This is a genomic window from Cupriavidus sp. 05L310 (assembly GCF_056398185.1).
In genome coordinates, this window is sequence record NZ_JBFTOX010000025.1 from 1 (window position 1) to 14304 (window position 14304).

The following is a 14304-nucleotide window of genomic DNA, read 5'->3' on the forward strand; positions in this document are numbered from 1 at the left end:
CAAAGCATCAACGTGAACACGCTCAACAACGTCGGCGTGATCGGCTCCGGCTTCGGCCCGCTGAGCATCGACGTCAACCCGTCGCAATGGGCCGCCACCCACGCCAAGGTCTGAACGAAATGCGCCAGGCTCCGTGGAAACCCCTGCGGTTTCCACGGCCGTTGCGCATGCAAAGGCAGTGCCTCGGAGGTAAAACCCGTGGCCTATACTGATCTGGATGGGCTTGCCGCATCACCCGCACCCACCCGGCGAGCGCTGGACAACCCGGCCCTCGCCATCAAGCAGGAGGAAGTCATGGCCGTCATCGTCATCAAGGATTTGCCAGACAGCGTGGATCTCGACAAGGAAGCCATGGTGGCAATCACAGGCGGCGCGAGAGTTCGCGCCGGGCATGCATGGACGCCGCGCATGGCAGGGGGAGGCATGCGCGTCATCAGCTATCCGGGGGGCTTTCCAGGCCAGCCGCTGGCAGGTACGCAGGAGCGGCCGGCCACGGACATCAAGCGCAAGTAAGCAGAATCAGAAGCGCAAGGCAGCGATATTCTGCCCTCCGCGCCCGCTGCCCTGTCGGCAGCGGGCGTCAGTGCTTTTTGGGGGGTGGTTGACGTTGATTCCTGTTGCTTGACGTCAAAGACTTCAAAGTCAGGGGCCTGAAGTCAACGACGGTCCCCCTCTGCCAGTATCAGCGCGGTGCGTTGCGCTCGATCCAGGCTTCGAAGGTCGTCAGGTATTTGCCCAGGAAGCCGCGAGTGGATTCGTTGGCGATGCCGCCTTGTTCGTCGAACAGTTTATCGACACCGCTGATATAGGCTTCCGGCTGCTGCAGCACGGGGATATTGAGGAAGACGAGCGACTGGCGCAGGTGGTGATTGGCGCCGAAACCGCCGACGGCGCCCGGCGACGCGCTGATCACACCGCCCGGCTTGCCGTCCCAGGCACTCTTGCCATAGGGGCGGGAGCCGACGTCGATGGCATTCTTGAGTGCCGCCGGCACCGAGCGGTTGTATTCCGGCGTCACGAACAGCACGGCATCGGCACGGCGGATGCGATCACGAAAGACCACCCACGGCGCGGGCGGGCTGGCGTCTTCGTCCTGGTTGTACAGCGGGAGCTGCCCGATCTCGATGATCTCGAGCTTGATGCCTGCCGGCGCCATCGCGGCCAGCGCCAGCGCGAGCTTGCGGGTGAAGGAGTCCTTGCGCAGGCTGCCTACCAGTACGGCTACGTCACGGGGAGTACTCATCGCGATTCCTTTCTCGTTCACTGCACCATGGGTGGCAGGACACAACCGTCCCGGTCGGCACAGACAGCGTGCTGCGCGCAGCGGCAGGTCCAGACGACACTCTAATCCATTTGCGGGAAAGGAACCGCCCGGCACGTGCCTACAGCGACGCGAGGGGATGTCCGCCGTGCGCCCAGGGACTGTCGAAGAAGGCGCGCACGCGTTCGCGGCTTACCTCATCCAGGCGCGCCGGCTGCCACTTGGGCGCATGGTCCTTGTCGACCGCCAGTGCACGAATGCCCTCGACGCCATCGCCTTGACGGAACACGTAGTACATCATGTCCAGCTCCATGCGCAGTTCGTCTTCCAGCGACATGGTGCGGGCGCGGCGGATTTGCTCCAGCGTGACATTCAGCATCAGCGGCGAGCGTGCGCGCAGCATGGCGGCTGTCTGCGCGGCCCAGTCGGAGCCGGCATCGCTGACGGCAGCCAGGATGTCGATCACCGAGGCAGCGGCGAACAGACGGTCGATATCATCCTGCAGCGCGGCCAACTGGCTTTCCCCCGGCGGGCAGGCTGCACGGTGCGCGGCGGTGGCCTCGTCGATGCATGCCAGCACGGCGTCGCCATTGGCGAAGTCGCGGGCACGCAGGGTGTCCACCAGCTCGGCCATCGCATTGCCCGGCAGGTAGGCATCGGCCAGGCCGGCATGAAGTGCGTCGGCGGCATGGATCATGGCGCCGGTCAGGCCCAGGTATTCGCCCAGGCGGCCTGGCGTGCGCGACAGGAACCAGCCGCCGCCCACGTCGGGAAACAGGCCGATATTGGTTTCGGGCATGGCCATCTTGGTCCGCTCGGTCACCAGCCGGCGGCGCGCACCTTGCGAGATGCCCATGCCGCCGCCCATCACCACGCCATCCATCAACGCGATATAGGGCTTGGCATACCGATGGATCAGGTGATTGAGCGCGTACTCCTCGACAAAGAACTGGTCGAGCGAAGGATCGCCGGCCTGCGCGGCCTTGTGGAAGAAGCGAATGTCGCCGCCGGCGCAAAAGGCCTTGCCGCCAGCGCCGGCGATGACCACCGCCACCACCTCGGGCGCCACCGCCCAGTCATTGAGCGCCGTGGTAATGGCGCGAATCATCTCCAGCGAAAGCGCGTTGAGCGCCTGGGGCCGGTTCAGCGTCAGGTAGCCGATACCGCCGCGAATCTCGCTTGCGACCAATTCAGTCATGTCTCTTTCTCCGCGAATGCAACCCGCAACTTTACACCAGCCGCGCCGCAGGCCGCACCCGCCGGCACATGGCGCGCGGCGTGCCGCTCAGCGCCGCCGCGCGCCATCCGCTCAGACCACCCGGAACGCCGACATCAGCCCTGTCAGGCGCTGCGCCTGGTCTTCCAGCGATGCCGCGGCGGCGGCTGCCTGCTCGACCAGCGCGGCGCTCTGCTGGGTCATGCCGTCCATCTGCGCCACCGCCTGGTTGACCTGCTCGATCCCGCGCGATTGCTCGTCGGAGGCCGAGCTGATGCCGCCCATGATGCCGCTCACGCGCCGCACCGCATTTACCATCTCCTGCATCACCTGCCCCGCCTGATCCACCATCTCGCCGCCGGCGCGCACCCGGGACACCGAATCGCCGATCAGCGTGCGGATCTCCTTGGAAGCGCCCGCGCAACGTTGCGAAAGATCGCGCACATCACCCGCCACCACCGCGAAGCCGCGCCCGTGCTCGCCGGCTCGCGCAGCCTCCACCGCCGCGTTGAGCGCGAGGATATTAGTCTGGAACGCAATTTTCTCAATCACGTCGATGATGTCCACGATCTTGTTGGCGCTGGCATCAATGGCTTGCATCGTGCTTGCCACCCGCGCCACAGCGTCGCTGCCGCGCTCCGCCAGGCCGGTGGCATCGCTGGCAAGGTCGTTGGCCTCGCGCGCGCTGTCGGCGTTCTGGCGTACCGTGCCCGTGAGCTGCTCCATGCTGGATGCGGTCTCTTCCAGCGACGCGGCTTGCTGCTCGGTGCGCTGCGAGAGATCGCTGTTGCCGCTGGCGATCTGCTTGCTGGCGGCGGCAATCGAGTCCGCGCCACCGCGCACATCGCTCACCATCGCGGCCAGGCTCGCCTGCATGCGGCCGAGCATGGCCAGCATCCGGCCTGTCTCGCTGCGCTCGCCCTCGGCGCTCAAACCCGCGCCATCGGACTTAGCGCCAAGATCGCCGGCCGCGATGCGTTCGAAGCGTGCGATGGCCGCATCGAGGGGACCCACGATGGAGCGGCGCAAGCGCCAGGCCACCACCGTGCTGAAGCACAGCCCGAGCGCCAGCACGCCAATCGAGAGCGAGCGCAACGTGGTGTAGCGCTCCTGCGAACCGTGATAGACCGCCTCCGCGCTGGCGACCTGTAGCCTGCCCAGCTCGGTGTTGACGGCGGTAAAAGCGATATCGAGCTTGGGAATGGTTTCCAGCACGGCACGCATCACGGCCTCGCGATCCCCTTGATGCAGCGCTGCGATCATCGGTGAGACGCCTTGCGTGAACAACGCTTCACGCCTGGCGGCAACTTCCTCGGCGGCCTTGGCTTCCTCGGGCGAACGCGGCAGCGCCAGGTAAGCCTTCCAGGCGGCGTCCGACTGGCGCGCAAAGCCCTCTGCGGTAGCGGCACGCGCACGCGCATCGGCCGGGTCGGCGGCAAAGGTGGCCTGGTCCAGCAAGACGCGAACGAGCAACTGGTTCGAGCGTGCCTCTGCCAGATTCACGGCGGCGGCGAGCTGCTGCTGGTAGATCTGCCGGGTGGCGTCATTGCTGCGCGACATGCCGAGCCAGCCTACGGCACCGACAACCAGCAACAACATATTGGTAACAACAGTCAAAATCCACAATCTAGTACCGATGGTGGTGTTGCGAAACATGAGGGCTCCCCGTTGGAATTAGCGCTGACGCGGCTCTGTTTTCAGCCGCCCTGCTATAACGGCGCCACGCTTGCCGGCTTGACCCCACGCGCATGGATATTCAGTCGTGCAAAATGATCAGGAATGCAAATGTGCGTCACAAGCATTACTGAGTGCATCGGCGTGCGCATTTGGCAACGCCACACGGGCGTATAGAGGATCGCCTCCAGACAAAACACCCTGAATCGCGCAACATTGCCCGGATGAAACCGTCAACAATCGATCCCGGCCTGATCCTGCTGGCGTTCGCGCCGGCCTTCCTGCTGACCATCGGCGCGGAGGCGTGGTACTGGGCGCGGCGCGATCCCGCCGTCTACAGCTTGCGCGATACCGTTTCCAACGCGGCGCTGGCGCTGATGCATCAGGCGTCGGATGCCTTTTTCCTCTGGCTGATGGTGCGCACGGTCTACACCTGGAGCTACCAGCACGGGTTGAAGGCGATGCCGCAAACCCTGTGGTCGTTTCTTCTGCTGCTGCTATTGCAGGACTTTCTCTATTACTGGTTTCATCGCGCCAGCCATCGGGTGCGCTGGATGTGGGCCTCGCACGTCACCCATCATTCCTCCGAGGGCATGAATTTCTCGACGGCCTTCCGGCAGAGCCTGACTTATACGCTTTCGGGAATGTGGCTCTTCTGGATTCCGCTGGCGCTGATCGGCTTCACGCCCGACTGGGTGATCCTGGCGGTGGGGCTGAACCTCGCATTCCAGTTCTTTGTGCATACGCGGCTGGGCGGCCGCTGGCACCGGCTTGAATGGCTGGTCAATACGCCCTCGGTCCACCGTGTGCACCATGCCAGGAACCCGCAGTACATCGACCGCAACTATGCGGGCGTGCTGACCGTGTGGGACCGGATGTTCGGATCCTTCGTGCCTGAGCAAGCGCCGCCCGAGTACGGCATAACCCGAGGCATTGCCAGCCATAACCCGCTCACCCTCACCTTCCACGAATGGCGCGACATGTTCGCCGACGCATGGCGCCACCGGGATCCGCGCCATCTCTGGAAGCCGCCGGAGTGGCGCAATCCGCGCGAAGCGGCCGCCAAGCTGGCGCCGCCCGGCGCGGCGTTTGGAGCGGATCGCAGCCAGAATGCCCGACAGCCCCGATAACCCCGAAAAACGGGCAACAAAAAACCGCGCACAAGGCGCGGTTTTTTGTTGGCAAGACTGCCCGAGGCGAAACGCTTACGCGGTTTCGCGCGAAGCACGCTTACGCTCGTGCTCCTTCAGGTGACGCTTGCGCAGGCGGATGCTCTTCGGCGTGATCTCGACCAGCTCGTCGTCGGCGATGAATTCCACCGCGTATTCCAGCGACATCTGGATCGGCGGCACCAGGCGCACGGCTTCGTCGGTACCCGAGGCGCGCACGTTGGTCAGCTGCTTGCCCTTGATCGGGTTCACGACCAGGTCATTGTCGCGGCTATGGATGCCGATGATCATGCCTTCGTACAGCGCATCGCCCGGCTTGACGAACATGCGGCCGCGGTCCTGCAGCTTCCACAGTGCGTAGGCCACGGCATCGCCGTCGTCCTGCGAGATCAGCACGCCGTTGTGGCGCTCACCCAGGCCGCCTTCGCGCACGGGCGCGTAGTCGTCGAAGATGTGGCTGATCAGGCCGGTGCCGCGCGTCAGCGTCAGGAACTCGCCCTGGAAGCCGATCAGGCCGCGTGCCGGAACGCGGTACTCGAGGCGGGTGCGGCCCTTGCCGTCCGATGCCATGTCGAGCAGTTCGCCCTTGCGGCGGCCCAGTTCTTCCATCACGCTGCCCTGGTGGCCGTCTTCGACGTCCACGGTCAGCAGTTCGTACGGCTCGTGCTTGACGCCGTCAATTTCCTTGAACACCACGCGCGGGCGCGACACGGCCAGCTCGTAGCCTTCGCGGCGCATGTTTTCCAGCAGGATGGTCAGGTGCAGTTCACCGCGGCCCGACACTTCGAAGATGGTGTCGTCGCCGGTTTCGGCCACGCGCAGCGCCACGTTCGACTTCAGTTCGCGGTCCAGGCGCTCGCGCAGCTGGCGGCTGGTCACGAACTTGCCTTCGCGGCCTGCCAGCGGCGAGGTGTTGACGCAGAAGTTCATGGTCAGCGTGGGCTCGTCCACCTTCAGCATCGGCAGCGCGTCCTGCGCGTCCGGTGCGCACACGGTACAACCGATGCCCAGTTCTTCGATGCCGTTGATCAGCACGATGTCGCCGGCTTCGGCTTCCGCCACGATTTCGCGCTCCAGGCCCTGGAACTTCAGCACCTGGTTGATACGACCCTTGATGGGGTTGCCTTCGGGGCCGAACTTGACCACCACGTCTTGCAGCGAGCGAGCGCGGCCACGCGAAATGCGGCCCACGCCGATCTTGCCGACATAGCTGTTGTAATCGAGCGAGATGATCTGCAACTGCAGCGGGCCATCCGGGTTGTCGTCACGGACGGGCACCTTGGACAGCACCGTCTCGAACAGCGGCTTCATGTCGCCTTCGCGCACGTCGTCGGTCAGGCCGGCGTAGCCGTTCAGGCCCGAAGCGTAGATCACCGGGAAGTCGAGCTGTTCGTCGGTGGCGCCCAGCTTGTCGAACAGGTCGAAAGTCTGGTTGATCACCCATTCCGGACGCGCGCCCGGACGGTCGACCTTGTTGATGACCACGATCGGCTTCAGGCCCAGCGCCAGCGCCTTGCGCGTGACGAAACGGGTCTGCGGCATCGGGCCTTCAACGGCGTCGACCAGCAGCAGCACGCCGTCGACCATCGACAACACGCGCTCCACTTCACCGCCGAAGTCGGCGTGGCCAGGGGTGTCGACGATATTGATATGGGTGCCGTTGTATTCGACAGCGCAATTCTTCGCGAGGATGGTGATCCCGCGTTCCTTTTCAATGTCGTTCGAATCCATCACGCGCTCGACCACTTGCTGGTTGTCGCGGAAGGTGCCTGCCTGGCGCAGGAGTTGGTCGACCAGAGTGGTCTTGCCATGATCGACGTGAGCGATGATGGCGATATTGCGGATGGCGCGGGTCATTGCAGCGTCTCGCTTTGGGGGCTGAGCATCAAAAGATAACCCGAAATTATAGCATGTTGCGGCGCAAAACCCGAGGCCGACATTCGGACACTTCTTACCCACCCCGCTCGACTGGATTTGGATTATTGCGTCATTAGCAATAACAAATTGCCCTCCTTGCGATTAGCAAATCGTGAACATATAGTTGCCACGACAAACATTGCAGCGACAAGCACCCGAGCGAGATGTCCGAGCAGACCCAATCCACTCCCGATGACACCCACCCCTTCGACCCGGCCGAATATTGCATGGGCGAAAGCGTGGGCTACCTGATGGCGCGCGCCAAGAACGTGTTATCGCACGAGGTGGAGCAGGAGGTGACCGGCCTGGACATCACGCATGCCCAGGCAACCTGCCTGATGATGCTGGCCGCTGGCCGTGGCAGCACGGTGACCGACCTGGGCCGGGAACTCAACACGGACATGGGTTCTGTCACGCGCCTGCTCAGCCGCATGGAGAAACGCGGCCTGATCGAGCGCCAGCGCAGCGATGCCGACCGGCGCGTGGTCGACCTGTCGATCACGCCCGCCGGCCGGATCCTGGTGGACGAGTTGCCCCGGATCTACTGCCGCGTGCTGAACCGGCATTTCAAGGGCTTTTCCGATACCGAGTTGCAGACCTTCCGCTCGATGCTGCACCGGATCATCAGCAACAACAGCGGCTAGCCGGCGTAACAGACGCGCCTTTGCCAAGCCTCCCGGCCGCCGCCGCCCCGACCTCTCGAATAAAAGAACAAACAACAAGGCTCTGTCGTTCCGCACCCAGATGAATCAAGCTCTCTTCTCTCTCGCCCTGTCGCCGCGCGCAAGCGCGGCGGGCCGCCGGGCCGGCACGCTGGCGCTGACGGCGCTCGCGGCCGCGGTTCTTGCGGGTTGCGCCGCGTTCGGCAATTCGCACAGCACGCAGACGGTCACCGCCCCTGGCGCTCTTGCCAGCGCCCAGTCCCTGCCCTCGCAGCACGGCCAATGGCCCTCGCTCGACTGGATCGACCAGTTCAAGGATGCGCAGTTGCGCGGCCTGGTCGACGAGGCGGTGAAGGACAGCCCTAACCTGCAAGCCGCTTTCGCCCGCGTGGAAGCCTCGCGCGCAATCGCCGACGCCACCCGCAGCGCCCTGTATCCACAGGTCGACCTCCAAGGCAGCCTGGTACGCCAGCGCTTTTCCGAGACAGACCTGTTTGAAGGCACGCCGCTGGCCGGTTCGTGGCAAAACCAGACACGCCTGCAAGCCGGCCTGTCGTACGACTTCGATTTCTGGGGCAAGAATCGCGCGGCGCTCGAAGCCGCGCTGTCCGACGATCGCGCCATTGAGGCCGAAAGCCAGGCCTCGCGCCTGATCCTGACCACATCCGTGGCCCGCACCTATGCGCGCCTTGCCGCCTTGTACGCGCAACGCGACGTGGCCGAGCGCGCTATCGCCCAGCGGCGCGGCCTGACCCAGTTGTCGAGCGAGCGTCTCAGCGCCGGGCTGGATACCCAGGTGGAAACCACCCAGGCACGCGGCACGGTGGCTTCGGCGCAAACCGACCTGCTGCGCGTGGACGAAGACATCACGCTGGCGCGCAACCAGCTCGCCGCCCTGTTGGGCAAGGGCCCGGACCGCGGCCTGGCGATCCAGCGCCCGACCATCCTGGCGCAAGACACACCGCAACTGCCGGACAACCTCACCATCGACTTGCTGGGCCGCCGCCCCGACCTGGTTGCAGCCCGCTGGCGCGTCGAGGCCAGTAGCAAGGATATCGAGGTGGCGCGCGCGGAATTCCTGCCCGCCGTCAGCCTGACCGCCTTCGCCGGCGTCGCCTCGCTGGACCCCGCCAACCTGCTGATGAGTATCAGCCGCACCTTCGGCATCGGCCCGGCCATCCGCCTGCCGATTTTCCAGGGTGGCAAGCTGCGCGCCAACCTGAAGGGCAAGTACGCGCAATACGACCTCGCCGCGGCAAACTACAACCAGACGCTGGTCGACGCGCTGCGCGAAACCGCCGATACGGTCGCCAGCATCCGCAGCGTGGACACGCAGATCACGGCCCAGCGCGAAGCACTGGCCCTGGCCGAGCGGGCTTACTCGCTGGCCACCATCCGCTACAAGGCCGGACTGGGCACGCAGCTCACCGTGCTCAATGCCGAAAGCAATGTGCTGCAGCAGCGCCGCCTTGCCACCGACCTGCAGGCGCGCCGCCTGGATCTGCAAATGGGCCTGATGAAAGCGCTCGGCGGGGGCTACCAGGAACAAGCCGAAGGCACGCCAAAGCCGGCCGAGGCACGCGGCTAAGCCCGCCCTCGCAGCGCAGGCACAGACAACAAGAACAGACCAACGGTACCGACAGCATTCTTCAAAGACGATCATGAGCGATAACAAGCAAGCGGCCCAGACTCCCGCCTCCCAGGCGGCCCCTGTCAACAACAACGGCAAGCGCAAGCGCCTGCTGCTTTCCCTGACCGCCGCGGTAGTGGTGGCCGGCGTGGGCTACGGCGTTTACTGGGGCCTGTACGCGCGCCATTTCGAAAGCACCGACGACGCCTATGTGGCGGGTAATGTCGTGCAGGTTACGCCGCTGGTGGGCGGCACCGTGATCTCGATCGCGGCCGACGACACGCAACTGGTCACTGCCGGTCAGCCCTTGATCCAGCTCGACCGCGCCGACTCGCAGGTCGCCCTGGAACAAGCCGAAGCGCAGCTGGCGCAAGCCGTGCGCGAGGTCCGCACCCTCTACGTCAACAACGGTTCGCTGGCAGCCAACGTGGCGATGCGCGAGGCCGATGTGGCCAAGGCGAAGGAAGATCTCAGGCGGCGCATGGCCATCGCCAACTCCGGCGCGGTGTCGGGTGAAGAAATTTCGCACGCCCAGACGGCGCTGACGGCAGCCCAGTCGGCGCTGTCGGCAACACGCGAGCAACTGGCGTCCAACAAGGTGCTGACCGACCAGACCACGGTGGAGAAGCATCCCAATGTGCAGCGTGCCGCGGCCAACCTGCGTGCCGCCTACCTCGCGTTCGCGCGCTCGACCCTGCCGGCGCCGGTGACGGGCTACGTGGCCAAGCGTTCGGTGCAGGTGGGCCAGCGCGTGGCACCGGGCGCGCCGCTGATGGCCGTGGTGCCGCTGGACCAGGTGTGGATCGACGCCAACTTCAAGGAAGTGCAGATCACGCATATGCGTGTTGGCCAGCCGGTCACGCTGGAGGCCGACCTGTACGGATCCAAGGTGACTTACAACGGCAAGGTAGAGGGTTTCTCGGCCGGTACCGGCTCGGCCTTCTCGCTGCTGCCGGCGCAGAATGCCACCGGCAACTGGATCAAGGTGGTCCAGCGCCTGCCGGTGCGTATCGCGCTGGATCCGAAGCAGCTGAAGGACCACCCGCTGCGTGTCGGCCTGTCGATGAACGTGACCGTCGACGTGCGCAAGGAGGAAGGCGCTGCGATGTCCAGCACCACGGTCGCCCGGCCGATGCAGACCGACGTCTATGAAAAGGTCGCGCAGGACGCCGACGCGCTGATCGCCCGCATCATCTCGCTGAACAATGGCGGCCGCCATGCGGCCGAACCCATGGCAGCGCCGGTTGCAGCCCCCGCCTCGGCCAAGCCCGCCAACACCTGAACATGGCCACCTCCATCCCCGCGCGCGACGGCGCCGCTCCCGGCGCCCCCGCGCCGGCTGCGCGCCCTGCCGCGCCAGTACCGCTCTCGGGCGGCAAACTGATCATCGGCACGATCGCGCTGTCGCTGGCCACGTTCATGAACGTGCTCGACTCGTCCATCGCCAACGTGTCGATTCCGGCGATTTCGGGCGACCTCGGCGTGGCGCCCAACCAGGGCACCTGGGTCATCACCTCGTTCGCGGTGGCCAACGCGATCTCGGTGCCGCTCACAGGCTGGCTGACAACGCGCTTCGGGGCGGTACGGCTGTTCATCACCTCGATCCTGCTGTTCGTGCTCTCGTCGTGGCTGTGCGGCGTCGCGCCCAACCTGGAAGTCCTGCTGGCGGCGCGCGTGCTGCAAGGCGCCGTGGCCGGGCCCATGATCCCGCTGTCGCAATCGCTGCTGCTATCGAGCTATCCACCGCAGAAGAGCACCATGGCGCTGGCGCTATGGGGCATGACCACCCTGGTGGCACCGATCATGGGGCCGCTGCTGGGCGGCTGGATCTCGGACAACATGACCTGGCCGTGGATCTTCTACATCAACATCCCGGTGGGCCTTGGCGCTGCCTATGCCACCTGGGCGATCTACCGCGATCGCGAAACGCCCGTCAAGATCCTGCCGATCGACCGGATCGGGCTGGCGCTGCTGGTGATCTGGGTGGGGTCGATGCAGCTCATGCTCGACAAGGGCAAGGAGCTGGACTGGTTCCACTCGACCTCGATCGTGGTGCTGACCGTGGTGGCCATTGTCGGATTCCTGTTCTTCCTCATCTGGGAGAGCTATGAAAAGCATCCGATCGTGGATATCACGCTGTTCAAGGGCCGCAATTTCAGCGCGGGCGTGGTCGCCATCTCGGTCGCGTACGGACTGTTCTTCGGCAACCTGGTGATCCTGCCGCTGTGGCTGCAAACCATCGTCGGCTATACCGCGACCAATGCCGGCATCGTGATGGCGCCGGTCGGGATCTTCGCTATCCTGCTGTCCCCGGTGATCGGGAAGAACCTGCCCAGGATGGATGCCCGCTGGGTCGCCACCGTGGCCTTCATCACCTTTGGCGTGGTCAGCCTCATGCGTTCGGGCTTCACCCTGCAGGTCGATACCCGCTCGCTGATGATCCCGACGCTGATCCAGGGTGCGGCGATGGCGATGTTCTTTATCCCGCTGACCTCGATCATCCTGTCCGGCCAGCCGCCGGAGAAGATCCCGTCGGCCTCGGGCGTCTCCAACTTCGTGCGGATCACCTTCGGCGCGATCGGCGCTTCGATCTCGACCACAATCTGGGAGAACCGCACGGCGATGCATCACGCGCAGCTGGTGGAACAGGTCAACCCTTACAACCCGGCATACGCCGACCAGTTGAATCACCTGACGCAGTTGGGCATGAGCCAGGCCCAGGCCATTGGTCAGATCGAGCGCAGCATTTCGCAGCAGGCGGCCATGCTCGGCGCCAACGACATCTTCTGGATCTCGGGCGTGCTGTTCTTCGTGCTGATTGTTTTCGTCTGGCTGACCAAGCCGAAAAAGGGAGGCGAACTTGACGCCTCCGCCGCCGGGGCGCACTAAGCCAAGCGAGTGCTTCGCGCCCCCGGGCCAGGCCGGTGCCCTCACAGGCATCGGCCTCCCCCCCAATCGCCAATCGCCGGCGTACCTGCTCGACCCTCCCCTACCGGTTCAAGCCGGCAGGATTTCCTGCACCACGAATTCGACTGACTGCGCACCATCGGCGACGGGCAGGCGAACATGCCATCCAGTTGGCGTCCCTAGCAACGCCATGCCGGCGGGCGACAGGACAGACAGCTGTCCGCGCCGGAAGTCCGCCACATCGGGGTAGACGATGCGCCAGACAAAGTGCTCGCGGTGCTGCGCCTCAATGCAGAGAAAAGGTGCATTCAGCGTGACCACCTCGCGCGGCCGGTTGGCGGAGGCGCCGACCACGGCACGTCCGATGACTTCGCGGATGGACTTGCGCTGGAGCGCCGCCGTCCGTTGATCGGCGGCGAGCGCATTCAGGCGTTCGATATCGCAGGGGGTGAGGAAAACTGTCTTTCGCATGCCGACTCCCGGTGTCAACGCGCGCGACGTGGTCGCGCGTGTGGCATTTGGCTTCTGGGGGGAGCGAGGTTCGGCCCGGTGCGCTGCGCTTCGACGCGCCTTGCAGGCGGATCAGGCAGCGTACCGGGCGGCAGCGAGCGAGGCGGCTGTTGCCGCGCGTAAGAGCAGGAAGAGGCGGTTCACGAAGGCTCTGCAGTCGTGCCGCGTGTGCCCGGACGCAGGATGCGCCGGGTTGCGCGACAGATATTTTATATTTAAACAAATATCCGCCACAAAGGAAAGGCATCGCGCCAACCCTGCGCGCTTTCGCCGCGGCTCTCGTGATGTGAAGCGGCCTTTTTGCGCGATGCAACACGTTGGTAGCACCAAAGTCAGGCCGATGCGCCATTCGGAGCAGGGTCGGGCGCCCGCCTCCCTTATAGCTTGACCAGCCGCTCGGGACGGAGCGCCCCTTCGCGCATGCGTGCCACGCCCAACAGGCGTTGCGGTGCATCGCCATAGACGCGGGCAAGCTCGTCCTCCGCCAGCGCGGTGCCGGCAGGCAGGTCGCGCTGCGCAATACGCTGCCCCTGCAGGAAGCGTCCCATCGCCGCCGCATCGAGCGTCACCGGAACGCAGCGCTGCAACAAGGCATCGACCGGAGCCAGCAACGCCGGGCGTTCGTCATCGCCGTGCTGTTCGATCTGTTCCAGCGTGACCGCGCCGGCCAGGCTCAGGTCGCCAACCGCGGTGCGGCGCAAGCCGGTCAGGTGCGCGCCACAGCCCAGCGCCTCGCCGATATCTTCGGCCAGGGTGCGGATATAGGTGCCCTTGCTGCAAGTCACGCGCATGCTGAAGGTGGGTGCCAGCGGCAAGCCGCACTCCAGCAGCGCGATTTCGTGAATGGTGACGCGGCGCGCCGCGCGCTCCACTGTCTGGCCCGCGCGTGCGTACTCGTACAACGGGCGCCCGTCTTTCTTCAGCGCGGAATGCATCGGCGGCACCTGCTCGATTTCTCCCGCGAAGCGCATCATGGCTTCTCGCAGTGCCTCGATGTCACACGTCACCGGGCGTTCCACAATCGCCTCGCCTTCGGCATCGCCGGTGGCGGTCTTGATGCCCAGGCGCACGACCGCCTCGTAGGTCTTGTCGGCCTCAAGCAGGTCCTGCGAAAACTTGGTCGCCTCGCCGAAGCACAACGGCAACAGCCCGGTGGCAAGCGGGTCGAGCGTGCCGGTATGGCCGGCCTTGAGCGCGCGCAGCAGGCGCTTGGCACGCACCAGCGCATCGTTGGACGACAGGCCGAGCGGCTTGTCGAGCAGCAGTACACCGTGCACCTCGCGGCGGGGCTGCCGGGGCGGGCGGTTGTTTTTGGGATCGGTCATGACGGGAGCAATGTGGCGCCGGCGGGATTCCGA

General features: G+C 65.2%; 12 protein-coding genes. 6 read left to right on the top strand and 6 right to left on the bottom strand.

The genetic code is table 11. The annotated features are described in order from the left end of the window. Window positions 1-198: 198 nt before the first annotated feature. The gene (locus AC1DS6_RS18835) at window positions 199-513 is read left to right on the top strand and encodes a hypothetical protein (protein ID WP_477102911.1); all 315 of its coding nucleotides are present in this window, start codon (window positions 199-201) and stop codon (window positions 511-513) included. A gap of 169 nt (window positions 514-682) precedes the next feature. On the opposite strand, the gene AC1DS6_RS18840 is transcribed toward AC1DS6_RS18835, so the two are convergent. The 3 genes from AC1DS6_RS18840 to AC1DS6_RS18850 form a co-directional block, all read right to left on the bottom strand. Beyond that, on the bottom strand, window positions 683-1243 hold the full coding sequence (locus tag AC1DS6_RS18840) for an NADPH-dependent FMN reductase (protein ID WP_441632208.1): 561 nt from the start codon (window positions 1241-1243) through the stop codon (window positions 683-685). Window positions 1244-1382: 139 nt separating this feature from the next. Continuing rightward, complete coding sequence (locus AC1DS6_RS18845; protein ID WP_441632206.1) at window positions 1383-2459, bottom strand: enoyl-CoA hydratase/isomerase family protein; 1077 nt, start codon at window positions 2457-2459, stop codon at window positions 1383-1385. Between the two features lie 111 nt (window positions 2460-2570). Next, on the bottom strand, window positions 2571-4133 hold the full coding sequence (locus AC1DS6_RS18850; RefSeq protein ID WP_477102912.1) for a methyl-accepting chemotaxis protein: 1563 nt from the start codon (window positions 4131-4133) through the stop codon (window positions 2571-2573). 242 nt (window positions 4134-4375) lie between these two features. Here AC1DS6_RS18850 and AC1DS6_RS18855 point away from each other — a divergent pair, with 242 nt between their 5' ends. Continuing rightward, window positions 4376-5281, top strand: a complete 906-nt coding sequence (locus tag AC1DS6_RS18855; RefSeq protein ID WP_477102913.1) for a sterol desaturase family protein — start codon at window positions 4376-4378, stop codon at window positions 5279-5281. Between the two features lie 75 nt (window positions 5282-5356). Here the strand turns inward: AC1DS6_RS18855 and typA are convergent, their stop codons facing one another. Beyond that, a complete protein-coding gene (typA, locus tag AC1DS6_RS18860; RefSeq protein WP_035867884.1) occupies window positions 5357-7177 on the bottom strand; it encodes a translational GTPase TypA in 1821 nt (606 codons plus the stop codon). Between the two features lie 224 nt (window positions 7178-7401). Between typA and AC1DS6_RS18865 the strand changes: the two genes are divergently transcribed. The 4 genes from AC1DS6_RS18865 (at window position 7402) to AC1DS6_RS18880 (ending at window position 12418) form a co-directional block, all read left to right on the top strand. Next, window positions 7402-7881 (top strand): MarR family winged helix-turn-helix transcriptional regulator, encoded by a 480-nt coding sequence (locus tag AC1DS6_RS18865; RefSeq protein ID WP_035867882.1) that lies wholly within the window; start codon window positions 7402-7404, stop codon window positions 7879-7881. 100 nt (window positions 7882-7981) lie between these two features. Continuing rightward, window positions 7982-9487, top strand: a complete 1506-nt coding sequence (locus AC1DS6_RS18870; protein ID WP_477102914.1) for an efflux transporter outer membrane subunit — start codon at window positions 7982-7984, stop codon at window positions 9485-9487. Between the two features lie 73 nt (window positions 9488-9560). Beyond that, entirely contained in the window at window positions 9561-10811 is a 1251-nt protein-coding gene (locus AC1DS6_RS18875; protein WP_441632198.1) for an HlyD family secretion protein, read from the top strand. Window positions 10812-10813: 2 nt separating this feature from the next. Next, on the top strand, window positions 10814-12418 hold the full coding sequence (locus AC1DS6_RS18880; protein WP_441632196.1) for a DHA2 family efflux MFS transporter permease subunit: 1605 nt from the start codon (window positions 10814-10816) through the stop codon (window positions 12416-12418). 108 nt (window positions 12419-12526) lie between these two features. Here the strand turns inward: AC1DS6_RS18880 and AC1DS6_RS18885 are convergent, their stop codons facing one another. Then, window positions 12527-12907, bottom strand: coding sequence for a GreA/GreB family elongation factor (locus AC1DS6_RS18885; RefSeq protein ID WP_441632194.1), 381 nt, complete (start codon window positions 12905-12907; stop codon window positions 12527-12529). 416 nt (window positions 12908-13323) lie between these two features. Beyond that, window positions 13324-14271, bottom strand: coding sequence for a tRNA pseudouridine(55) synthase TruB (gene truB, locus AC1DS6_RS18890; protein ID WP_477102915.1), 948 nt, complete (start codon window positions 14269-14271; stop codon window positions 13324-13326). Window positions 14272-14304 lie beyond the last annotated feature (33 nt).